Annotated in this window: 27 protein-coding genes; 11 read left to right on the forward strand and 16 right to left on the reverse strand. The window is 35.5% G+C overall.

Going from position 1 to position 23724, the window contains the following annotated elements; all coding sequences use genetic code 11:
• Window positions 1-57 precede the first annotated feature (57 nt).
• The gene (locus tag CLV73_RS04595; RefSeq protein ID WP_100375687.1) at window positions 58-978 is read left to right on the forward strand and encodes a DUF3078 domain-containing protein; all 921 of its coding nucleotides are present in this window, start codon (window positions 58-60) and stop codon (window positions 976-978) included.
• Window positions 979-1302: 324 nt separating this feature from the next.
• The gene (locus CLV73_RS18850) at window positions 1303-1587 is read left to right on the forward strand and encodes a bacteriocin-like protein (RefSeq protein ID WP_157798719.1); all 285 of its coding nucleotides are present in this window, start codon (window positions 1303-1305) and stop codon (window positions 1585-1587) included.
• Window positions 1588-1758: 171 nt separating this feature from the next.
• On the opposite strand, the gene CLV73_RS04605 is transcribed toward CLV73_RS18850, so the two are convergent.
• The 11 genes from CLV73_RS04605 to CLV73_RS04660 form a co-directional block, all read right to left on the reverse strand.
• Window positions 1759-2580 carry an alpha/beta fold hydrolase gene (locus CLV73_RS04605; RefSeq protein WP_100375689.1) on the reverse strand — a complete coding sequence of 274 codons (822 nt, stop codon included), beginning with the start codon at window positions 2578-2580 and terminating at the stop codon, window positions 1759-1761.
• Between the two features lie 157 nt (window positions 2581-2737).
• Entirely contained in the window at window positions 2738-3256 is a 519-nt protein-coding gene (locus tag CLV73_RS04610; protein ID WP_100375690.1) for a DsbA family protein, read from the reverse strand.
• 2 nt (window positions 3257-3258) lie between these two features.
• Window positions 3259-3720, reverse strand: coding sequence for a redoxin domain-containing protein (locus tag CLV73_RS04615; protein WP_100375691.1), 462 nt, complete (start codon window positions 3718-3720; stop codon window positions 3259-3261).
• A 5-nt stretch (window positions 3721-3725) separates the two neighbouring features.
• Window positions 3726-4418: a YoaK family protein gene (locus CLV73_RS04620; RefSeq protein WP_157798720.1), complete on the reverse strand. Its 693-nt coding sequence runs from the start codon at window positions 4416-4418 to the stop codon at window positions 3726-3728.
• 5 nt (window positions 4419-4423) lie between these two features.
• The gene (locus tag CLV73_RS04625; RefSeq protein ID WP_100375693.1) at window positions 4424-5470 is read right to left on the reverse strand and encodes a cupin domain-containing protein; all 1047 of its coding nucleotides are present in this window, start codon (window positions 5468-5470) and stop codon (window positions 4424-4426) included.
• Window positions 5471-5967: 497 nt separating this feature from the next.
• Window positions 5968-6525: a hypothetical protein gene (locus CLV73_RS04630; protein WP_100375694.1), complete on the reverse strand. Its 558-nt coding sequence runs from the start codon at window positions 6523-6525 to the stop codon at window positions 5968-5970.
• A gap of 295 nt (window positions 6526-6820) precedes the next feature.
• On the reverse strand, window positions 6821-7369 hold the full coding sequence (locus tag CLV73_RS04635) for an antibiotic biosynthesis monooxygenase (protein ID WP_100375695.1): 549 nt from the start codon (window positions 7367-7369) through the stop codon (window positions 6821-6823).
• Window positions 7370-7390: 21 nt separating this feature from the next.
• Window positions 7391-8449, reverse strand: coding sequence for an NADH:flavin oxidoreductase/NADH oxidase (locus CLV73_RS04640; RefSeq protein ID WP_100375696.1), 1059 nt, complete (start codon window positions 8447-8449; stop codon window positions 7391-7393).
• A 3-nt stretch (window positions 8450-8452) separates the two neighbouring features.
• Complete coding sequence (locus tag CLV73_RS04645; protein ID WP_100375697.1) at window positions 8453-10675, reverse strand: ATP-binding protein; 2223 nt, start codon at window positions 10673-10675, stop codon at window positions 8453-8455.
• A gap of 240 nt (window positions 10676-10915) precedes the next feature.
• A complete protein-coding gene (locus tag CLV73_RS04655; RefSeq protein ID WP_100375699.1) occupies window positions 10916-11611 on the reverse strand; it encodes a LytR/AlgR family response regulator transcription factor in 696 nt (231 codons plus the stop codon).
• Window positions 11612-11668: 57 nt separating this feature from the next.
• Complete coding sequence (locus tag CLV73_RS04660; protein WP_100375700.1) at window positions 11669-12142, reverse strand: Dps family protein; 474 nt, start codon at window positions 12140-12142, stop codon at window positions 11669-11671.
• 540 nt (window positions 12143-12682) lie between these two features.
• On the opposite strand from CLV73_RS04660, the gene CLV73_RS04665 reads away from it, so the two are divergent.
• The 6 genes from CLV73_RS04665 to CLV73_RS04690 all read left to right on the forward strand — a co-directional run bounded on the left by CLV73_RS04665 (window position 12683) and on the right by CLV73_RS04690 (window position 15697).
• Window positions 12683-13006, forward strand: coding sequence for an ArsR/SmtB family transcription factor (locus tag CLV73_RS04665; protein WP_100375701.1), 324 nt, complete (start codon window positions 12683-12685; stop codon window positions 13004-13006).
• A gap of 4 nt (window positions 13007-13010) precedes the next feature.
• Window positions 13011-13469: an SRPBCC family protein gene (locus CLV73_RS04670; RefSeq protein WP_100375702.1), complete on the forward strand. Its 459-nt coding sequence runs from the start codon at window positions 13011-13013 to the stop codon at window positions 13467-13469.
• Between the two features lie 83 nt (window positions 13470-13552).
• Window positions 13553-14131, forward strand: a complete 579-nt coding sequence (locus CLV73_RS04675) for a YdeI/OmpD-associated family protein (protein WP_100375703.1) — start codon at window positions 13553-13555, stop codon at window positions 14129-14131.
• 18 nt (window positions 14132-14149) lie between these two features.
• Window positions 14150-14548 carry a DoxX family protein gene (locus CLV73_RS04680; RefSeq protein WP_100375704.1) on the forward strand — a complete coding sequence of 133 codons (399 nt, stop codon included), beginning with the start codon at window positions 14150-14152 and terminating at the stop codon, window positions 14546-14548.
• Window positions 14549-14565: 17 nt separating this feature from the next.
• Entirely contained in the window at window positions 14566-15120 is a 555-nt protein-coding gene (locus CLV73_RS04685) for a DUF4256 domain-containing protein (protein ID WP_100375705.1), read from the forward strand.
• A 73-nt stretch (window positions 15121-15193) separates the two neighbouring features.
• Entirely contained in the window at window positions 15194-15697 is a 504-nt protein-coding gene (locus tag CLV73_RS04690; RefSeq protein WP_100375706.1) for a hypothetical protein, read from the forward strand.
• A gap of 33 nt (window positions 15698-15730) precedes the next feature.
• Here the strand turns inward: CLV73_RS04690 and CLV73_RS04695 are convergent, their stop codons facing one another.
• Window positions 15731-16762: a threonine aldolase family protein gene (locus tag CLV73_RS04695; RefSeq protein ID WP_100375707.1), complete on the reverse strand. Its 1032-nt coding sequence runs from the start codon at window positions 16760-16762 to the stop codon at window positions 15731-15733.
• Between the two features lie 85 nt (window positions 16763-16847).
• On the opposite strand from CLV73_RS04695, the gene CLV73_RS04700 reads away from it, so the two are divergent.
• Window positions 16848-17501, forward strand: a complete 654-nt coding sequence (locus CLV73_RS04700; protein ID WP_100375708.1) for a metal-dependent transcriptional regulator — start codon at window positions 16848-16850, stop codon at window positions 17499-17501.
• A gap of 83 nt (window positions 17502-17584) precedes the next feature.
• Here the strand turns inward: CLV73_RS04700 and CLV73_RS04705 are convergent, their stop codons facing one another.
• From CLV73_RS04705 to CLV73_RS04720, 4 genes are all read right to left on the reverse strand, one after another.
• Window positions 17585-18763: an aminotransferase class V-fold PLP-dependent enzyme gene (locus CLV73_RS04705; RefSeq protein ID WP_100375709.1), complete on the reverse strand. Its 1179-nt coding sequence runs from the start codon at window positions 18761-18763 to the stop codon at window positions 17585-17587.
• A gap of 86 nt (window positions 18764-18849) precedes the next feature.
• Window positions 18850-19989, reverse strand: a complete 1140-nt coding sequence (locus CLV73_RS04710; protein ID WP_100375710.1) for a hypothetical protein — start codon at window positions 19987-19989, stop codon at window positions 18850-18852.
• A 27-nt stretch (window positions 19990-20016) separates the two neighbouring features.
• Window positions 20017-20919 carry a TssN family type VI secretion system protein gene (locus CLV73_RS04715; RefSeq protein ID WP_100376988.1) on the reverse strand — a complete coding sequence of 301 codons (903 nt, stop codon included), beginning with the start codon at window positions 20917-20919 and terminating at the stop codon, window positions 20017-20019.
• 58 nt (window positions 20920-20977) lie between these two features.
• On the reverse strand, window positions 20978-21943 hold the full coding sequence (locus tag CLV73_RS04720; RefSeq protein ID WP_228424228.1) for a type VI secretion system baseplate subunit TssG: 966 nt from the start codon (window positions 21941-21943) through the stop codon (window positions 20978-20980).
• A 297-nt stretch (window positions 21944-22240) separates the two neighbouring features.
• Here CLV73_RS04720 and CLV73_RS04725 point away from each other — a divergent pair, with 297 nt between their 5' ends.
• Window positions 22241-23032: a S1/P1 nuclease gene (locus tag CLV73_RS04725; RefSeq protein WP_100375711.1), complete on the forward strand. Its 792-nt coding sequence runs from the start codon at window positions 22241-22243 to the stop codon at window positions 23030-23032.
• A 101-nt stretch (window positions 23033-23133) separates the two neighbouring features.
• Window positions 23134-23655 carry a hypothetical protein gene (locus CLV73_RS04730; protein ID WP_100375712.1) on the forward strand — a complete coding sequence of 174 codons (522 nt, stop codon included), beginning with the start codon at window positions 23134-23136 and terminating at the stop codon, window positions 23653-23655.
• The last annotated feature ends 69 nt before the right edge of the window (window positions 23656-23724 follow it).

Genomic DNA, 23724 nt, shown 5'->3' on the forward strand with positions numbered 1-23724 from the left:
ATAATTAATAACCAATAAGTGAAATAATATTTTTAATTTTATAGAAATTAATAGACTATGAAAAAGATTTTATTACCACTTAGTATTTCTTTGGGAGCACTTCTATCAGCTCAGGAAAAGTCTGAAGCCCCAATTATTGACACTACAAAAGCGTGGAGTATACAAGGTCAGAATACATTAATGCTTAATCAGGCTGCTTTCTCAAATTGGGTTGGTGGCGGAGCTAACAATGTGGGCTGGCTTGCCGGAGTCAACTACAATCTCACTTATGAAAAAGGAAAAGATCTTTGGGAAAATATTATCATTTTAGGCTATGGACAAAACAATACCAAAGGAGTAGGGACGAGAAAAACACAGGATGTTATCAATCTGTCCACCAATTATGGTAGAGAATTCGCAGAACACTGGTATATTTCCGCAGGAGCCAGTTTACAGACTCAGTTTGCAGCAGGTTATGAAGACGGCAATAATCCTGAAGCTCCAAAGATCTCCAACTTTATGGCTCCGGGTTACTTGAATTTGGGAGCAGGAGTTACCTATCGCCCGAATGACAATTTCACAATGACCCTAAGACCTGCAAATGCCAGATGGACTTTCGTACTGGATGAAGACTTACAATATGCAGGAACTTATGGGCTTAAAAATGATGGAGATTCTTCATTATTTCAATTTGGTTTTCTAGGCACTGCTATATATAAGGTAAAAATCATGGAGAACATCAATCTGATCAATACAGGATCGGTTTTTTCTAATTACCTCGACCATCCTGAAAGATTAGTTCTTTCCTATAGTGGTGTTCTTAATATGAAGATCAATAAATTTATCTCTACGAATGTTACTTTAGATTTACTGTATGATCATAACCAGATCGAGAAGACACAGCTGAAACAAACATTGGGAGTTGGGTTTGCTTACAATTTTGATAACGGAAAAAAGAGATCTGAGAACAAAGACAATCAATCCTGGCTCAAAAAGTAAAATAAACAGGCAACTAAAAGCTGTTAGATCTTCCCTGAAACAACACTTTTGTATCTATAAAAAGACGCTGTATTCCATTTATGAAATAGAAATTCAATTAGTAAAAAAAAATTAAACTTAAAAACAGCTCAAACTATACTTTCACATTTTTTAACATTTAGAAAATCAACGAAATAGCAAAAAAAGTGAAATTCACATAAAATATCAATTATATTAACGAAATATTAAATCATAAAAAAAAATAATTATTTTTTATAAAAAGATATAAACATATCATTATTATTCATATCTTAGTGATGTATTAATCATATAAATTACAATCACATGAAAAATTTGAAAAAATTAAACAGAAATGAGTTGAAAACTATTTCAGGAAACGGGCTACTAGACAACATTACTGGTGTTGTTACAGGTACTGTTGGTGCCGTAGGTGGTGCTATTGGTGGTCTAGGAGGAGTAGTTGGTGGTGTTGTAGGTGGCGTAGTAGGAACAGTTGGCGGTGCTGTTACAGGTACTGTTGGTGTTGTAGGAACTACATTATGCAATGTTCAGTGCGTTGTTAACGGTATTGTTACGATCAAAGTACTTGCTTGCGGATCTACTTGTTAAGAAAAAATTAAGTTTAGTATGGTATAACCGCTCTTTAAAAGAGCGGTTTTTTTATTATTAAAATTGGAGATGTCTGTTTTAGGAATAACCAGAATAAATTTTAAAAAAAATAAAAAACCTTCTTTAATGATTTTAAAGAAGGTTTTTGCTTTCATGGAGATTGCCTTATTGTTAGCTTTCTATAAACTCCAACAAATCTTTATTAATAGTTTCGTGCTCTGTAGTCGGCATTCCGTGAGGGAAACCTGGGTAGGTAATCAGTTTTCCGTTCTTTAATAATTTAATTGATTTTAATGCCGCATTCGCAATAGGAACGATTTGGTCATCTTCACCATGCATAACTAAAACAGGAATATCCACGGCTTTAAGATCTTCCGTTAGATCTGTTTCAGAGAAAGCTTTGATTCCGTCGTAATGAGCTACAATTCCTCCCATTAATCCTTGTCTCCACCAGTTTCTCTGAATTCCGTCTTTTATATTTGCTCCTTCTCTGTTATAACCGTAAAACGGGAAAGTCAAATCATAATAGAATTGATTCCTATTATTCATCGTCTGGTCTCGGATGTTATCAAAAACTTCAATCGGAACACCGTCAGGATTCGTTTCACTTTTTACCATTACTGGAGGAATCGCACTGATTAGCACAGCTTTTTTCGCTCTTCCGTTAGCATATTTGTTCACATAACGGATCACTTCACCCCCCCCTGTAGAGTGACCGATATGAATTACATCTTTCAGACCTAAAAATTCAACCAGTTCTGCAGCGTCAGAAGCATATTGTTCAATCGTGTGGTTATAAATATTCTGACTGGATCTTCCGTGACCTCTTCTGTCGTGGGTAACGACTCTGTAACCTCTCTGAAGGAAGAAAATAACCTGTGCGTCCCAATCGTCTGAAGATAATGGCCATCCGTGATGAAACATCAATACTGGTCCTTGGCCTTGGTCTTTGTAAAAAATCTCTGTTCCGTCTTTTAATTTTAGTGTGCTCATAATTTACTTTTTTTATTGTTGTGATTAATATTTTGTTGTCTTAATTCTTTAGCAAATGTAGGTCGGCTAAATTCAATGTATCTTAACCTAAGTTAAAATCGTTCATTTGATATAAAATTATTTGGGCAGTACAAACTGCTTAAAAGTCCTTTTGTGGTTAATCAACCGCATTCTCACGTATCAGCTGAAACAAATCCATCGCACTGCCGTTGAATTTATTACCGTTAACGAAGAATGAAGGTGTTCCGTTCACACCGCTCATAATTCCGCTTTCAAAATCCGAATCTACTTTTTCTTCCAGCTCAGCTTTTCGAATATCTGTTTTGAACTGAGAAACATTTAATCCTATTTTTTCTGCAAGCTCAAATAAGAATAGTTCATTCAGAGATCCCTGATTTTCGTAGATCGCATCGTGCATTTCCCAGAATTTTCCCTGAAGATTGGCGGCTTCAGCTGCGATTGCGGCAGGTCTTGCATATTGATGCATTTCCGACAAAGGAAAATTCCTGAAAACAAATTTTACCTGACTTCCGAATTCTTTCATTAATTCTTTCAAAATAGGATAAGCGGCTCCGCAATACGGACACTGATAATCGCCGTATTCTACAATCACAAGGTCGGCATTGTCGTTACCTTGGGCGTGGTCAGTTGTGCTGACTGATGGTTTTAGTGACATAATTATTTTGTGTTAAGATTTTCTAAAGCTTCTAATATTCCGTCTGCGCCGGGATTGATGGCGGTAGGAGATAGGTAGCTCCATTCGATAATGCCATCTTTGTTAATGACGAATAATGCGCGTTTGCATTCTCCTTCCTCATCATCGTAAACGCCGTATTTTTTTGCTGTTTCTCCTTTCGCTTCAAAGTCAGCCAACAATGGAAAATGTAAGTTTCTGGATTGTGAAAAAGCAAGATGACACCATTTGCTGTCCACAGAGATTCCAAAGAGTTCTGCGTCATATTTATGGAAGAACTTCAAAGTTTCGTTGTATAAAGCCATCTGGTCGCTGCAAACCGGACTCCAGTCTGCGGGATAAAAAGCGAGGATGACATTTCTTCCTTTAAATTCAGATAAAGTGACTTTCTGGTCTGGTGTTGCAAACAATGTAAAATCGGGAGCAACAGTGCCTTTTTGTAACATAATATTTAGTTTTTGGGTGTTATTGAATTGAAAATTAATCCTCTACAAGTTAGCAATAAAACTGCAGGTAAAAGCAAAATCCAGTTTTTCAATATACTTAGTAAGAAGGGAGCCGTCACAGCGCCTGACAAAAAGCCCATCCACAAAAGCAAGAGATAGATTGCATTTTCCTTAGCCTCGTTCTTCTCATTTTCATCATTACTCATCGTGAATATTGCCATATTTTTAGCAAGGCTGTTCAATGTTCCGGTTACAAAATCTGTATTCACTTTCAGGGTTCCGACAGATGTTACAATCGTATTCATCATTCCCATTGCAAAACCGATGATGGCAATCGAAGGAATCACAGGAATTTGACAGTAATAATTAATAAAAGTATAAAGAATCAAAATTCCCGAAACAATATAAAAAACGATGCTTTTAACCTTGCATTTTTTCCATAATGATAAACAGGCTCCGGCATAAATTCCAATTAAAAAACTTCCAATTACCGTGACTGATGTAATGATGACTCCGAATTTCTCACTGGAAAAAGCCGCTCCCAATTGCGTGGTATTTCCACTCATAAAGGAAACATAGGTCTTCCATTTGATCAATCCCGTTGCGTCGGTATATCCTGCGATGAATGCTAAAAAGATGGCCAATTTCTCCTGTACTTTGATTTCTTCGGAAGACAGAAGAGATTTTTCCGCAATCAAAATCGTTATTTTCTAGGTTGAATAAATATTTTTTCCGAAGGGAATTTCTCAATTTCGCCTTCCTTCAAACCAAAGTTCGTTACGACAACATCTTTCGGATTTCCGGCCAGCCATTCGCTTAGATCAATGGATTCATATGTTCCGCTGTTGAATCCAATCAATACTTTGCAGACCGTATCGCCTGTATTTTTGATGTAATGTCCGGCTCCCATCGGAACATAACCGACATCACCAGCGTTAAACTGCTCCGTAACAATCGTACCTTCCGCTAAGAAAACCGACATCTCGGCCTGTCCGGAAATAAAGTACTGCCATTCATCAGCATTCGGATGCCAGTGCATTTCTCTTAAAGCACCGGGTTGAAGCTCCAGAACAGAACCAGCCATTGTTTTGCTGATGGGAAACTCTTTACTCGTTACCAATCTCTGTAAACCTCCTCCGGGAATAATTCTTGGCTGCTGAGAATGCAGTGGATAACGGTGAAGATTGGTGAGTTGTATATCAGATTCTTCAGGTCTTGCTGTGGCCACAAATGACATTTCGTCCGGAACAATTCCTGCTGCGAAATAAACTTCTTTTTGTGGTAACGCTGCCACTTCTTCAAGGGTTAATCCTAAATTCTGAGCGGCAATTTCCGGCGGTACGCTTGAAACAAAATCTGTAACGCTGAACGTATGGTCTTCGGAAAAATTACCGTTATCAAAGATCAGAATGAAATGACATTCTTCCGTTCCTGTCGCCTGGATCGAGTGACCGTAACCTTTTGGGAAATACCATACATCTCCCGGTTCAAAATTATCGATATAACTTTTTCCGTCAGGATGAATGATGGTGGTACGCACTGTCCCCGAAATCACATACGCCCATTCTGCTGCGTTGGCGTGCCAGTGCAATTCTCTCATACTTCCGGGTTGCAGTCTCATAGAAACTCCGGCAATACCGATAGAAGCGGGGAAATCTTTTACAGAAGCACCTCTTGTAGTTCCACCGTCATTAGTACGGGGATTTTGTTTTTCCAACTCATATTTGAAGCTTAAAGTTGAAGTATTCATAATATTATTACTTTTTAGTGATTATCTCTTGTTCTTAATTTCTATAGTAAAGCTACTTCCAAATCTGGCTTTTTTCAGTTTCTATTCGGTGAACAGGCAAAATCAGTCGTTGAGTTTTATGATGAGACAGATGGTGAATCGTTGCATAAGAAATTGAAAGTTGTCGGGTTACAAACAGGATTGTTTTAAACTAATGTAAAATGCATTTGGTTTAAAACAGATTGCAGGAGATAAAACACAAAGTTATTTGGTTACAAAAAGGGTTGTTTTAAACTAATGTAAAATGCATTTTGTTCCAAACAAGTTTGCGGGAAACAAAATGCAAAGTTGTCTGGTTACAAACAGGATTGTTTTAAACTAATGTAAAATGCATTTTATTCCAAACAAGTTTGCGGGAAACAAAATGCAAAGTTGTCTGGTTGCAAAACAGTTGTTTTTAAACTAAAAAAAATCACTGGATGAACCCCAATGATTTTAATTAATATATCATGTTGATTTTAAAAAGGCTGATTGTATTTGCCTGTCAATGCTTTGTTTTCGATACTTTTTGCAAAGTTAGGTGTTTCTTCGTGGTTATGAGCGTCGGAAGCAGCTTGTCTTGATGCGGCTGCATCAGCAAGATTTACATTGTGTTCTTTTAGATATTCAAACATTTCCGGCGTTGCCGTTGCGTGAATTTCGTTGGTGTACAAAGTCGTGCTGTCATCAATTTTTGTCGCTTTCAGTTCCCATAAAACCTGAACTTTCGTTCTTCCGTTTTTGGTAATGGAATCGGAGATTGATAACATTCTGCAGTAATCCGGGCGATAAGCTGTGGCTACATAATGCTGAACCATCAAAGCATCTCCGATTGTTTCAACATTTAGCGAAACCGGTTCGCCGTCGAAAGTGGTAGAAATAGCTGCTCCTATGTGCTGGGTTGAGCATCTTTGATATTCGGCATCGGGTAAATTTAATAACCAATCTGCGATGTTAACTTTTTCGAATGGTGTATTGATAATAGCGGTTACGCTTGAGTGAGACAATGCGTTTTCCGGTGTTTGTAGAATTTCCATAATGTTTTGGTTTTAATTGTTTGTATTAATTGATGATGTAAAGCTACAGGCAACTCAATGGAAAATCAACTGGAGTTCGATGAACAGGCGAAAACTGTCGTTGGATGCGTACTTATATTTATTAACGAATAGAAAGAAATAGTAACTTTAATATATATCACTTTTGTCATTCCGTAGGAATCTAAATTATTATTTAAATACTTTGTTGAGATTCCTACGGAATGACAAAAGCGAGAAGCCTTTATTATAAACAAAAAAATCACTGCATTTTACAGTGATTTTTATATGATTAATACTATTTAAAAAGCCATTTTCTGATCAGCTTTGTATAATTAGGCATTACAACAAAAACCATCAGGAAGACAATACATCCTGAAATCAGAAGTCCGTCTGAATAATGATTAGCAGGAATTTTTAACAACCTTAAAAAGGGGAGAAGTACCAATGGAATCAGCAATGACAAAGGATAAATGGCTGACCAGGTTACTAGAAACTGCTTCCAACGTACAGGAACCTTTGTTTCATTTTCGGTTTCAAAAAGAAAATCTAGCCCGGATTTTATTTTATAATAGTCATTTTTTCTGAACAGTGGTGCAGCTTTGTCAATGAGTCTTTTACGGGCATCAGAATCCATCCAGCTTCGGAGATTTTCAATCGTATCAAATCTGATAATAACAGTATAGACAAAGGTAAGACCTTTAATTGGACGTACAATCTGATGGTCTATGAAACCTTTTGAATCTCGGGTTAAAGGAACAATTTCATCCAGCCATTGTTCGTATTCCTGCTGTTTTCCATCCAGGATATGATGTGAAATTACTACGGATGCACCTTGATTTTCCATATCATCAGTTTTTTTACAAATTTAAAAGGCTCTTTTGTATTGCCAAGGGATTTCTGTATCAAGCTCCAGTTCGATTGCAGAGTGAATTGCAAAATAAGGATCTCTCAAATGCTCTCTTGCAATGATAACCAGGTCTGCTTTGTTGTCGCTGATAATTTCGTTAGCTTGTTTTGCAGACGTGATCATTCCGACAGCGCCTGTTAAAAGCCCTGTTTTTTCTTTAATAGCAGTAGCAAAAGGAATCTGATAACCCGGAAAAACTCTGTCTTTGCTTACATTGGTAAAGCCACCGCCTGATGCGGTAATAAAATCTACACCTTCCTTTTTAAGGATTTCTGCAAGCCGGATGCTGTTATCAAGTGTCCAGCTTTCCTCGGTTTCTACATAATCTACAGCAGAGATTCTTACAAGTAAAGGCATTGTTTCAGGAATCACTTTTCTCACTTCCTGAACAGTTTCCACTAAAAAGCGGATTCGGTTTTCAAAACTTCCACCGTATTCATCTGTTCTTTTATTGATTAATGCTGAATAAAACTGATGAAAAAGATAACCGTGTCCTGCGTGAAGCTCAATCGTATCAAAACCAGCTTCCACCGCTCTTACAGCAGCTTGGGCAAACTTATTTTTAAGCTCCTGAATTTCTGCAACGGATAACTCTTGAGGAATCACTCCGTTAATTTCTGTGGGTGAGGAACACTTTACAATCCATCCGCCTTCTTCTACAGTAAGAGGTTTCATTCTTTCGTTGGGATGCTTTAGGCTTCCTTTTCCTCCGGAATGCCAAAGCTGAATCCCTATTTTAGCATTCTGCTCGTGGACAAAACCCACAATGTTTTTCCAGGCATTTTGCTGCTCGTCGTTCCAGATTCCCACATCGCTTAAAGTGGCTAAACCCTCGGGAGAAACGGCGGTGCATTCGGTAAGGATAAGACCGGCGCCACCGACAGCACGGCTTCCTAAATGGACAAGATGCCAGTTACCGGGAATTCCGTTTTTTGCGCTGTACTGCTGCATGGGAGATAATACAATCCTGTTTTTAAGTTCAAGACTGCGTAGTTGTATAGGACTAAATAAATTCATTGTTTAAGATTTAATATTTTGTAATTGATGTAAAAATTTTTCAGCTTCTGAAAGTGATGATGTGATAATACTCTGTACCATTTTCAAAGCTTCTGCTGATTGCTGGTTTTGTGCGGAAGTCATTTCCAAAAACTCCAGTTTTTCTTCTAATAAAGGTAATAATCCCATGATGGCAACACTGGATTTCAGATCATGCGCTCTCAGTTTTACAATCGTAAAATCTGCGTTTTCATAAGCCGATTCCATTTCCTGAATATGATACGGAATTTTGTCTAAAAACTGCTGTGTGACAGTTCTTTCAAAATCTTTGTCACCATTGCTGATAGACTTCATGTAAGTAAGATCAATATATTGATAAACAGTAACTTCTTCTTTAATTTCTGCTTCCTTATTTTTATCTTTTTTTAATCCGAAACCTGAAATTAATTTAAATAATTCATCTTCATTGACCGGTTTGGAAATATATTCGTTCATGCCTCGGCTCAGGCATTTTTCTCTTTCTCCAGCCAATGCGTGTGCGGTCATTGCAATAATTGGAAGGTTCAGGTTCAATTCTTCACGGATTTTTTGTGTTGCAGTATAGCCGTCCATTTGTGGCATCTGAATGTCCATTAAAACCAGATCGCAATCATTATTTTTAAGATATTCTACTGCTTCCAGACCGTTGTTTGCAGTGTCAAAATCGATGTTCCATTGCGATAGTAGATGTTTCATCAGACTTTGATTGATCGCATTATCATCCACGACCAAAACTTTCAAAGGTGTATTGGATCTATCTTTAAAATATTGTGTATCCACTGCAGGAATTACGTTAATCTGTTCTCCCGCAATGGCATAAGGAATGTAAAAATGAAAAGTCGTGCCCTTTCCCTGTTCGCTCATTACCTCAATGTCCCCATTTTGCAATTGAATTAAACTTTTCACAATGGATAAGCCAAGTCCGGTTCCGCCATAATTTCTTGTTGTAGAATCTTCGCCCTGGTTGAATCTTTCAAAGACTTCGCTAAGTTTTTCTTTATCGATTCCAATTCCTGTATCTGAGACTTTAAAACCTACAACAACTTCATTTTCAGTTTGATGCTTATTGTAGATCTCAATAGTAATGCGCCCCTGATGTGTAAATTTAATAGCATTTCCAATGAGGTTAACCAAAATCTGAGTGAGTCTCGTTGCATCACCATTTAAAGTGTCGGGAATAGATGGATCTATTTTGCTGGAGATCGTTAATCCTTTTTCTTTGGCACGCTCCACAAAAAATGTTTCTACCGAATTCACCAACCCATTGATACTGAATATTCCTTTGGTGATACGCATCATTCCGGCTTCGATTTTTGATAAATCCAGGATATCATTGATAATGGCCATCAGATTTTCTCCTGAGCGTTGAATGGATGATACAAATTCTTTTGAAGTTTCATCCAATGGTCTTTTCTGCAAAAGGTTCGTAAAGCCCAAGATTCCGCTCAGAGGTGTTCTGATTTCGTGGCTCATATTGGCTAAAAAATTTTCTTTGGTCTGTGCGGCAACCGAAGCTTTTTTCTCCGCAACATCCAATTCCTGGATCAGCAATCTTTGACGTTTAAACTGGCGAAGAATATGATAGCCAACGATAGATCCGCTTAAGATCAAAAGAATCAGCAAGGAAATATCATACAATCTGGCTTTCTGTCCCATTTCCTCGTTTTTTTTGCTGAGATCTACCATATGAATTTTTCGACTTTCATAGATCTTTGCGGTAATAGAAGTGATTTCGTTCGATATTTTTCTGGCTCTTGGATTAGCAATGGAAGTCTGATCGTCCATATTTCCGAGGGTATGATAACGAAGCAATAATTTGTCCTTCGTTGTTTTCTTGTCCATCGCGAGAATACTCAATCGGTGAATTAATCTTTCTTCTTCCGCATCGGCATTGTCTTTGGAAAGGGAATCTAAAAAGTTTTCTATCTGATTGATCTTTTGGTCGATTCCTTCAAGGTGAGTGGTGTCATTGGTTGCAATGGAGGCTCTGATTCTGCTTTCAACGCCTAAAATATCACGGTCAATTTCACGCAAATGGTTGCTTGAACGTAATTCTTCGAGAAGTTTGTTATTGTTACGGATAAGTTCCTTCGTATTTTGGGCTGAATTGATCTGAACTGCAATCAATAGGAGAGACCCCGCAATAAATGTGAGGATGATAAAATAGCTGAAGCGCTTGTTGTTCATTACTGAGGATATCTTTTTCATAAGTCTGTTATATTGACTTTAAAATTATTGTTGACCACCCCGTCAAAAATTCTTCGAATTTTCGCCACCCCTCCAAAAGAGGGGAATTTTTGCATTGCAATTGGAACGGCGAATTGTTTCAGCCCGGCTTGAGCGGAGCTCTTTTTGTCATTGCGATTGCTGAATAGTTCAACAGATTGCTTCACTTCGTTCGCAATGACAAAAAAGCGGGAGCGGAAGGCGGATTAAGCTGCCCAAATCCTAAAAAACATTCATTCTCGTATTGAGTGCTTTTCTGTATGCATCTGCAACAGGAATGAATTTTCCGTTAATCATAATTCCGCCGTCCTGAAGCGTATCAATTTTACCGACAGAAACGATGTAAGATCGATGAACTCTGATGAAATAATCTTTCGGTAGACGTTCTTCCGCCGTTTTCATCTTGCCGTGGATAGCAAACATTTTTTCTCTTGTATAGAACTTAACGTAGTCGCCCATTGCTTCTGCATACAAAATATCATCCAGTTTCAGGCGTCTTGTAATATTGGAATCCCGTACGAAAAGAAACTCGTCTTTTGTGATTTCTACATTTTCCTTTCGGCTTTCAAGAATAGCCTGTGCTTTGCTAACTGCCTGTAAAAATCTTGCCGGCATCACAGGTTTTAACAGGTAATCTGCGATATTAAGTTCAAAAGCTTCGAGTGCATATTCTTTATTAGATGTAGTGAAAATGATGATCGTTTCTTTTCCTGAGAGATTTTTGGTGAGTTCTATCCCTGACATTTCAGGCATTTCGATGTCTAAGAAAATTAGATCAACAGGATGGGTCTGCAGATAATTGTAAGCTTCAATCGCGTTGGAAAATTCATTGACAATTGTAAGACTCGGAATTTGTTTTGCCAAATGTGATAATGTTGTTCTTGCAATGTCGTTGTCATCGACGATTAAAGCTTTCATAGGGATAGTTATTTATGATTTTACACAAATATAATTATTCCTTTTTTCTTTTCCCAATTATCTGAAATATGAACGGATCATCCAGGCCATTTCTTCGTGGGTTTCCATCAATCCCGTAATGAAATCGCTGGTTCCGTAATCTTTGAATTCTTCGGCAAAAGGGGTGATGTTTCCTCGTAGGAATTCAATGATGCTTTCGTGGTCGCTCAACAGGTCTTTCATATAGCCTAAACCGTCGTTGGTTCTGTCGCTGTATTCTGTAAGATGGGTTAATTCAAGATAGATTTTCATTGTTGCAGGGGCATAATGTCCTATTTTACGCATACGTTCTGCAACGCTGTCAATCAGTTCATCCAATTGTTTGTATTGCTCTTCGAAAAAAATGTGATTGGCGTGGAAATTATCTCCGGTGACATTCCAGTGTGCGTTTCTTGTTTTGATATAAAGTACAGTTTCATCAGCTAAAAGTTTTGCCAATTGATCTGCAACAGCTTGTGTGTTTTTTTCTGTAATTCCGATTTTTGTTTTCATAATAGTGAGATTTAAGTTGTTCTTTTTTGATGATATAAAGTTCGGATGGAATGTTGCTGAATTGAGAGATTTTTCGGTGAACGGGCAAAATGAGTCGTTGAATGGGATATAAAGATGTTGAATTTATTATGTAGGCAATTTTAAATAGCAGTGCTATTATAGATTATGGGTCATAAATACAATTTAACATAATATAAATTATAGGATTTTTATAATCTGAATATGGGAGAGTTTACTTTGCTATTTTCCGCACTTTTCTATTTTCGAGAAGCCCTCTTTTCTATTTGGTACAAACTTTATTTCCTCCAATCATTTTCTTCAATATTTTAAAAACTGCTGAGATTCCGCTGTACGATTTAAGCTCGGGAAAAACTCGGTATATTAAAAACTGGATTACTTATAGTTTAGTTTTGAATAATATTATAGCATTGTGTAAACTCACAGCAATCTGTCAAAATTTAAAATTTAATAAAAAAAATCATCAATAAAATTTGCGTAGCCAAATAACTTCATTTAAATTTATAGTCAAATAACTACACAATGAATTTAAGACGAGATGTATTTCAGGCCATTGCAGATCCTACCAGAAGATCCATATTGATGTTGGTTGCCACTCAATCTATGACAGCTGGTGCAATTGCTTCGAATTTTGATACTGCAAGACCTACTGTTTCAAAACATCTTCAAATCCTTACAGAATGTGAATTATTAAGATCTGAACAAAACGGCCGTGAGATTATCTACCATTTAAGCCCTGCAAAAATGAAAGAAATTGCAGACTTTATCGAGCCCTTCCGCAAAATGTGGGACGACAGATTTAACAAGCTTGAAGACCTGATGAAAAGTTACCAATCAAAAAAATAGAAATATGGAACTGAGAACCAAAATACACGCCGAAGATGGAAAACAGGAAATCTTCATCACCAGAGAATTTGACCTGCCCGTTGAATTATTGTTCAAAGCTTATACAGAAGCTGAACTTTTTGAACAATGGATGGGAACAAAGGTGACAAAATTTGAAAATAAACAACACGGAAGCTACCGTTTTGAGACCTCAAATCCTCAAGGCGACGTAGTTTTCAGCGCCAATGGAACCATTCATGAAATTATTCAGAATGAGAAAATTATAAGAACTTTTCAAATGGAAAATACGCCTTTTCCAGTTCAGCTTGAATTTTTAGAATTTGAAAAAATTACGGATGATATCAGCAAAATAACCATTCAGACGATTTATAAATCAGTGGATTTCAGAGATCAGATGTTGAAATTACCTTTCGCACAAGGCATCAATATGGCCCATAACCGTCTGCAAGAATTATTTAAATAACAAGATGCGGGATACGAGATTCGAGGTTGGAACCATTAAATAATATAGCAACTTGTATCCCGGAACACCATAAACCAAAATATATGAACCCAAAAGTTGATTTCTTCTTTGATAAGGCCACACAATGGCAAAAAGAATTCGAAAAATTAAGAGCAATTGCATTAGAAACCGAGCTTGTAGAAGATTTGAAATGGGGATGTCCATGTTATACTTATGAGGGAAAAAATATATTCTTAATTCACGGTTTTAAAGAATATTGTGCACTACTCTTTTTCAAAGGTGCTTTAATGAAAGATCCTGAAAACATCTTAATCCAACAAACTGAAAACGTGCAGGCTGCAAGACAAATCCGCTTTACTAATTTACAGCAAATTATTGATTTAAAAGAAGTTATTAAATCATATCTATTTGAAGCTGTTGAAATTGAAGAATCAGGTGCAAAAGTCGAGATGAAGAAGACCAAGGAGTTTGAAATGCCTGAAGAATTTCAACAGAAACTGAATGAAAACTCAGCATTAAAAGAAGCTTTTGAAGCTTTAACACCAGGAAGGCAACGTGCTTACCTACTCTATTTTTCTTCCGCCAAACAATCCAAAACCAGAGCAGCCAGAATTGAAAAATACATTCCGGAAATTCTTAATGGAAATGGGTTGAATGATTAAATTTAAAAACAGATAAAAATGGAAACACAAAATAAATTTCAGAAAAGAAATAAAATCATCTATTGGGTTTTTACGCTTTGGATGGCTCTGGGAATGGTTTCAACAGCCATTGTGCAGCTCATGAAAAATAAGGACGAACTAGCCAATTTTACAAATCTGGGCTATCCTTCTTATCTAATGACTATCATTGGAGTATGGAAAATCTTAGGCGTTATTGCAATTTTAATTCCGAAATTTCCTTTATTAAAAGAATGGGCTTACTCAGGGTTTTTCTTTGTAATGTCGGGAGCTGTCATTTCGCATATTATTGTCAATGATCCGGTCAGCAAGACATTTCCTGCAGTTTTATTGCTTATATTAGTTGTTATTTCCTGGTATTTTAGACCTGTCGATAGGAAAATTTCCGTAAATCATTAAACACTTAAACTAAAGATATGAAAAAGAAACTGACCTCGGAACAAGCCGAAGAACTTTTGAAGATTTTGAAAACCCGTTTTGAGAAAAATATGCATCGTCATAAAAATTTGGATTGGGAAAAAATTCAATCAAAACTGCAGAAAAATCCGGACAAACTTTGGTCTTTAAACGAAATGGAAGAAACCGAAGGTGAACCTGATGTTGTCGGTTATGATAAAAAAGCAGATGAATATTTCTTCTTTGATTGTTCACCAGAAAGCCCTAAACGCAGAAGCCTGTGTTATGATTATCCTGCATGGGAAAGCAGAAAAGCCAACAAACCGGAAAGTAATGCAGTCGATAAAGCTTCTGAAATGGGCATCGAATTGTTAACAGAAGAACAGTACCGTCAGCTTCAGGAATTAGGAAAATTTGATCTGAAAACTTCGAGCTGGGTAAAAACTCCTGTATTAATAAGAGAATTGGGAGGAGCTATTTTCTGTGACCGACGTTACAACACTGTTTTCACCTATCACAACGGAGCTGATTCTTATTATGCAGCCAGGGGTTTCCGGGGATGTTTGAAGGTATAACTTTTAATACCAATTCAATAATAAAATGATTATTTTAGCAACTTCGAAATTTAGCTAATACAACAAAAGGAATATGAAAAAGTTAATCTTACTAAGTACACTATCTGTTTTTTTAATGAATTGTAATAAAAAAACAGAAACAGCAGCTCCAAAAGCAGAAACAGATTCTACTGCAACTACTGAAAAAGTAGTTGATACTTTAGGACCAAAATCGTTCTGCTACATGGGAGTTACCGGAAAAGATTCTGTATTTGCAAGTATTGATGATAATCTGGGAACCATTACTGGAAAAATGTCTTACAAAAACTTCGAAAAAGACAGCAATAAAGGAGATATTTCCGGCTATAAATCGGGAGATACCTTAAAACTGACGTATGAATTCGAATCTGAAGGCAAAAAAAGCGCAAGAGATATTTTCTTTATTCAAAAAGATGATAATACTTTGGTAGAAGGTATCGGAGCTCACAAAGAAGAAAACGGACAGATAAAATATGCCAGTGAAAAAAACATCAGCTATAAAGATGGCCAAAAACTGGAAACTGCTGATTGCAATCTTGTTAATAAAGCTTTGAAATAAATTAAAAATGCAACTTTATCAAGTTGCATTTTTTTATAGTTCCGTTTTAATAATTTCAATAAATTCATTAACGGGCTCATCATCAGTATTCCAGGAAGTAATAAGACGGATAGCCGAAAAATTCTCATCTATTTTCTTCCAGACATAAAATTCAAATTTCTCTGAGAGCTTTTGAATTACATCATTACTTAGAATCGGGAAAATCTGATTGGTATAGGTGTCGGATAAAAACTGTACTCCCCTTTCCTGCATTGCATTTTTGATTTTCATGGCTTGCTGATTGGCATGCTTTGCCAACTCAAAATAAAGATCATTTTTCATCAGTTCTAAAAACTGAATTCCTAATAGTCTTCCTTTTGCCAATAAAGCTCCTTTTTGTTTAATATTAAAAGCAAAATCCTGTTGGAGCTCTTTATTATTAATTACAATTGCCTCTCCAATTAATGCACCGTTTTTAGTTCCGCCTAAATAGAAAACATCAGTCAGTTCCGCAACTTTTTCCAATGTCAGATCGCTGATTTCGGAAGTTAGACCATGTCCCAATCTTGCGCCGTCCATAAAAAGATATAAATTATTCTCCCTGCAAAATTTCGAAAGATTTTCTAATTCTTTTAAGGTATATATAGTTCCCAGCTCCGTAGAATTCGAGATATAAACCAGCTTCGGCATTACCTGATGCGGAATATTTCTATGGTTTTCAAGAACCGGAATAATATCTTCAGGAGCCAGTTTTCCATCCTCCTTTTCTATGCTTAAAATTTTATGTCCCGTTGCTTCAATAGCTCCGGTTTCATTATTGAGAATATGTCCTGTAGATGCTGAAATAGCACATTGATAAGGTCTTAAAACGGAAGAAATTACCAATAAATTGGCCTGAGTTCCGCCGGAAACAAAATAGATCTCTGAATCTGATTTTTTTATTCTTTGTTTAATGAGCTCTTTAGCCTGTAAAGAATATTGATCTTCTCCATACCCGGCCTGCTGATCGGTATTATGCTCTAAAAGAGTCTTTAGAATATTAGAGTGGCAACCTTCCGAATAATCGTTTTTGAATGAAAATTTCATAAAGTAAAATTAAAAAAACTTAAAATAACAACAATTAGTAATTCATAATATTTTGTTAGATTTGTAATGAAAATCATCTAACATTTTGAAAACAACATTAACCGAAGAAAACTATCTGAAAGCATTATTTCATTTGGTTGATACAGAAAGCAAAGTAACGATTAATGAGCTCAGCAAATTCTTAACGGTGAAAATGCCGAGTGTTAACAATATGATGAAGAAGTTTGCTGAAAAGGGCTGGGTAATCTATGAAACCTATAAACCGCTTATCGTTACTGAAAAAGGGCATCGCGAAGCGGCTTTGGTAGTAAGAAAGCACAGGCTCACAGAAATGTTTCTGGTAAAAAAAATGAATTTCGGTTGGGAAAATGTCCATGAGATTGCAGAGCAGTTAGAACACGTACATTCTACTATTTTCTTTGATAAAATGGATGAAATTCTCAATTATCCGAAATTTGACCCTCATGGAGAGCCTATTCCCGATAAAGACGGCAATATCATTGCTCAGGATTTACAAAAATTAAGCAATTGCGAACCTGGAGAAGTGGTCGTTTTTACTTCTGTTACCCTTTCTGACGATGCTTTTCTTAATTATTTAACAGAGAGAAATCTGCTTTTGAATAAAAAGATCAAGGTCATCAAAATTGAAAGTTTCGATAAATCAATTACTATTGAAATTGACGGGAAGAATGAGATTCTAAGCAGAAAAGCTACTGATAAAATATTAGTAAAAAAATAGATTGAAACACAGTTCAATCTATTTTTTATACCTGTAATTCCATAGGCCTTTACTGAAATATTTTCGATAAGTCAATGGAATACCTATTTCAAGCTATTATTTAAAATTTCCGACACTTTTTCGATTTCTTCAACCGTGTTGAAATAATGTGGTGACAATCTTACAATTCCGTTAATATTTTTATTGGTAAAATCTATTAAAGCTGAATTTTTATAAGTCACTGAAAAGAATATATTATTTTCTTTCAAAACTTTTTGAATATTTTCTAAGTCTCCATCCGGACCGCAAAAAGTAATAATGCTGCTAAGGTGATTTCCCTGATCCCAAACCTGGAAACCACGATCTCTCAAATTTTCCCGCAGTTTCTCAGACAAGCCTTTGTTATAATGTTCAATAGCATGTATTCCGATCGTATTGGCATATTTTAAAGCTTCAGTAAAACCCAGTAAAGATGCATAGGAAACTTCCCAATGCTCGAATCGTTTTGCCGTTTTAAATAATTCATAATTATCATACTCCGTCCAGTTGGCACCTCTCATATCTAAGAGTAAGGGAGCATAATTCTGTTCCAGAATTCTATCCGAAACATATAAAAATCCTGTTCCTCGTGGTCCTCTCATAAATTTCCTTCCGGTTGCCGTCAGAAAATCACAGCCAATCTTTTCAACATCTACAAAGAGCTGTCCAACAGACTGACAGGCATCAACAAGATACAAAATACCATATTTTTTACAGATTTTTCCGACACCTTCAACATCCTGAATCAGTCCTGAATTTGTTGGAATATGAGTAACAGCAACTAATTTAGGGGTATACTTTTTAATTAATTCTTCCAGATCTTCCAAATCAAGTTCATGGTCTGAAAGATTTTTTGTTCTGATAATTTTTAATTTTAATTTTTTCTGCAGCGAAATAAATGTAATCTGATTGGAAATATAATCGTCAATCGTTGTAATGATCACATCTCCTTCTTTAAAAATGATACTGGATAATGCCTTTGTATAAGCGTCTGTAGCACTTGTGGCAAAAGCAATATTTGAAGATTTGCAATTAATCAGTTTAGCCGTTTCATCATAAAAACTTTCCAATAATTCAGCATTTTTATTGGCTACTTCATATCCTCCGAATTGTTCCTCCTGCTTTAAATAATCCATCATCGCATCTACAACCTGTCTTGGCATTAATGAAGAACCTGCATTGTTCAGAAACATTTTCCCGTCTGATAATCCTCTGATGTCCTGTCTTATTATATCTATGTTCATATTTTTTTGAATATTCTTAAAACAATTTTACATAAAAAATCCCGAATTTATAAGTCCGGGATTTACTTTTATTAATAGTATGATAATTAATCCAAAACACTCCAACCTCTTTTCGGATTGGTATTGGAAGAAACTTCCTGTTCGTTGACAATAATGTTCTCTTTTCGCTGACCTATATAATCCAGTTCGCTTAATTTGGAGAAGATTATTTCCAGACTTCTCAACATCTGCTGAATATACAATAACGGTTCACCGCAATTGTGGTGATCATAGTTTGTTTCTGCAACAATTGATAATTGATTTAACAAAGTATGAGGTGCAATTTCACTCCATTCTAAGCTATAATTCAGCATTTCTTCCAATTCTGCAGGAACCAGAACTTGTGTAGCGTTATATAAATTCAGTGCTAGTTTTGCAAAAGATTCAATCAGAAATACCGGCGGTTGCCAAGGCGTGATATTTCTAAACTGAAAATACATATCCGCGAAAGTCGTTATCATCGTATTACATAAAAATTTAACATTTTGTGCTAATGCTGTATTCTGGTTTTTATGAGAGGCTTTCTGAATAATTTTAAAGGCATATTGCTGTAAATTACCGATAGATTTTGCAAAACCATTATAATAGTTCAACAACGCAGGATGGCTCTGAACCGAAGTACAAGGCGGAATAAAATTCGAATCTACCTGGGCAATATTTCCTTTTAAGTCAACCTTCCCTACAATCAGATAGTTTCCTCCTGAATAACTGCTGTTTAGAGAAGTTACCGGAAGTAATTCTATATGGTAATTGGATTGAGCATTCGGATGTCTCGGCGGAATTTCTTCAGGATCAATATCTCCGAAAGGAACTTTATCAAAAGGATTTACTGAAATTAAAATATAATATTCTCCGTCTGCCTGCTCCTCGTTCATTGATTTTGCCAATGACTTTACGCTTACTCTCCTGTCATTAAGCTCTACCCTGTATCCGGCTAATGTAACCGCACTACAATGCTTTATAACAAGCTGAACATCATTTGTTGCTGTATTATGAACATCAAAAATCGTTTTGTCGGTAAATTCATTAGGAATAGGTAAAAGTCCGTAATTATAATTGGTAATCCCTAATGAATTGGAATCTCTGATGGTATCAATTAAGAAATTATCCTGATCATTTAAATGTCTCTGGGAAACTTTCATTCCGTCGACCCAATTGATCGCAAAATGTTTAATCGGCTGTATCATATTAAATACTTTTAAAATTTGTGTGTGTTATGATTTTTTAGCAATTCCTTCTTCTTCATGCTGAATTACTCTTTTGCAAATGACCACTTCATTTTCTGAAATGCTATTTGCTGAAATATCCTGATCGAAATTGATATATTTTCTAAAACTAAAAAATGATTTTTTGGTGTAAAAAATCCAGTAGTAAGGCTGTTGTTCACTATCCGAAAGATGAATGATGGATCCCGGATTTTTGTGGTTATAATCATCCACCACTCTATAGAACCAATCACCGAAAGTAACACCTGTCGGTAAGGTTTTAGCTTTAATTCTGAAACGATTGGACTCTTCTAAATTTTTACTTAATTCTACATTCAGGACCATCAATCTGTCAAAGTCTGCTCCTTCAAAATCCGGAAGTTTCTGATCCGGCGAATATCTCCAGGTTTTATAAATATCAACAGGAATGCTGATAAACTGAACATAGCAATAATGAAATACCAATGGAACGAGGAAGATAAATACACTTGTCGCAGCCATTACAGGATAGCCTGTTCCCTTGCTCATCCAGCTGAATATTAAGGTAAAAAGATAACCTCCGAATACAATACATGTTAAAGAAAGCACCGATTCAAACAATATACTCATAGATAAAGAATCAATATGCTTTTTAAAATATCTGTCCAAAAGATTAACATGGATAATCCCTAAAATAAGATAAATAATCTGAGCAATCAGATACCAGTAAGGATTAAAAGTATTTCCGGCAAAACCAAAAAAACCGGGCACTGCTATGCACAAGCTGCACAGAAGAACATAGATAATGATGGTCTTTATTTTGATGGCAGGCTTATTTCTTCTGATTATTCCCAAAATAATCATCATGATTACTGCAATCAAAGGCATCAAAATATATCTTAAAAATATACCTTTTACTGAAGAGATTTCCATTTGTCTTTTTTCAATTAATAATATATGAAGTTGGTATCTGTAAATATAATAAAATATTTTAGAGGAAAGTGGAGTAACCAAGGCGGTTTGCATTTCTTTCATCATCTTCCAGAGCAAAAGAATATTCCTGCTTTTCTGTGATGAAATTCTCTTTTACATCTACACTTACCGGTAAAAAGTAATCGTATAATGTATGAAGAACTTTTCTAAATGGACTGCCATCTATGAACTTTTTCATATCGGAGTAAGGAATAGGTCCGATATTCACCACCCAGTTTCTTTGTCCGTCCATATGACTTCCGCTCGGGATATAAGTAACTCCCAATCTTGAATTTCCAAGCAGCATCGAATCGTCATTCTCCTCTATGTTGTCTATCACATTCGGAGCAAAAGTGACTTCTACCGGAATCTGAAGAAAAGCCGTCATACATCTCTCAAACCATCTTTTATCCCCTCTGATCTGATGAAAAAACGGTAAAATATAGATGAAGATATAGGCATTTTGTTTGTCAAGCATCTTAATTAAAGGCCAAAGCTCACTTATAGTATCCAGCAAAGAATCAGTATCACTTGAAATATCAAAATCGAATTCCTTTAGCAGTGCACTGATTTCGGTAAAGAAAATCTCCAGTTCAAATGGTTTGAAAAACTTTCTTGCATCTTCTTCTACCCTTTTCTGCTTCCGGATTTCTTTAACAACGGTTTCTATATTTTTTCTGGAAGCTCCCAATGAAGGCGGATGAAACAATCCTTCAGGAAGATAATCGTAAATGCCTTCCCGATACGTCTCTATGGTAAAAACTTCTTCATCAAAACCTAAAAAATGACTTGAAATACCTTTTATGTCCTTAAGGTAAGCTCTGTCATTAATTCCCAGTCGGTCAATAAAGATGTTACTTACAGCTCTATGGTATTTTAATAGATTAACGGCCACAGCTTCAGCTTTGAAATCTGTCTGCAGCTTATTGTAATTCATTTCTACAATATGATTCTCATACATAGTATTTCCTGTGATTTTGGGCATGTAAAGGTACTATATCTCGTAGTATTGAAAAAATATTTTCAAATAATTTCATATTAAAAATACTAATTTAATCCCATTAAAAGTATTATCCATATAAATATCCGTGAAAATACGGTAAAAAAACAACGAAATTTAAGTTTAAATTTCTTCTGCTATTCCAAAACAAATAAGAAATAAATTAACAAAACACTTATTTAGATTAAATTTTATTAACACCCTTACAACAAGAATTATCTCATATGTAATTCTACTTCGAAAAGTGAGCCGTATCTTTGCACCCTGAAAATGTTATTTACAATGAAAAGTATTTATTCTAAAATTCTGATTTTAGCTTTCATGGCATCTTCGCTTTATTCATATGCGTGGGGATTGACGGGACACAGAATTATTGCAGAAATCGCAGAAAATCACCTTTCCGGAAAGGCAAGAAGGGAAATTAAAAAAATTATGGGCAGAGAGCGCCTTGCCTATTGGGCAAACTGGCCGGACTTTATTAAATCTGACACGACGGGTGCATGGAAGCAGGCTTCAGCTTGGCATTATGTAAACATCGATCCACAGACAGATCTTAAAGCTTTTGAAAAAAATTTGGAAGCTCAGGCCGGACCAAGTTTATATACTCAGGTAAAAGTGTTATCAAGCCAGATTAAAGATGAAAAAACTTCTGAAAAAGACAGAAAAATTGCTTTAATTTTCCTTATCCATATCATGGGAGATCTGGCACAGCCTTTACACGTAGGAAGAGCTGAAGATTTAGGAGGAAATAAAATAAACGTCACTTATTTTGGAGAAAAAACAAATTTACATTCGGTTTGGGACGGAAAATTGGTAGATTCTCAAAAATACAGCTATACGGAATATTCAAAATTACTGGATATCAAATCTAAGGATGAAGTAGCAAAAATTCAAGCGGGAACTGTGGAAGACTGGTTGTACGATTCTCACCAGATTGCCAATAAAATCTATGCCCAGACTCCTAATGATTCAAAATTGGCATACGATTATCAGTATAAATTCAATGATACAATGGAAAGACAGCTTCTATACGGAGGTTTAAGATTAGCAAAATTCTTGAATGATCTTTTTTAAAATAATTTGGAAACATATATCATTATAAAGCGGAACTCAGGTTCCGCTTTTTTTATTCAAGTAAATGTTTTTATTATATTTAGGTACAAATATTTAAAATTATGAAATTACCTAAACAAGAAAGACATATTATTAACAATTATGAATTGAAGAAAAATATATTCAGGCTAATTAATTTATTTACTGGATTTTCGGGTATTCTAAACGATAGTCAAGGCTATATTGAAGACTTTAAGACCTCCAAGCTTTTTAATGATTATTCATATTTTTTTGAGGAAGAATTTTCAAAATTAATTTTAGAAATAGCTATAAATGCAAGAGTACTTGATGATTCAATAAAAGCACATAATGGTAAAAAGGATTTAAATGTTTTTAACGGGATTGAAATGATGGGAATAATAGATGAAGACATATTTTATTCACCACGAGAAGCTATTAATAAAATAATTCATGCTGATTATGTATCCCATGATATAAGACATGATGATACTAATCCTTACTATATGCCAAGTCTTCAAGTAATTGGTAATAAAGGTAAAAATCAATGGTTGGGCGAAATTTTCTTATTACCACTCTGTAAAGTTTTGTATGATTTTGCTTGTGAAAATGATTTACCTAAATAAAATTTGGTAATAATTTACAAATGAATTTCAAACAATTATTTAAATAAATAAAAAATAATTAAAATAAGT

Source organism: Chryseobacterium geocarposphaerae, assembly GCF_002797535.1.
GTDB classification, from domain to species: Bacteria; Bacteroidota; Bacteroidia; order Flavobacteriales; family Weeksellaceae; genus Chryseobacterium; species Chryseobacterium geocarposphaerae.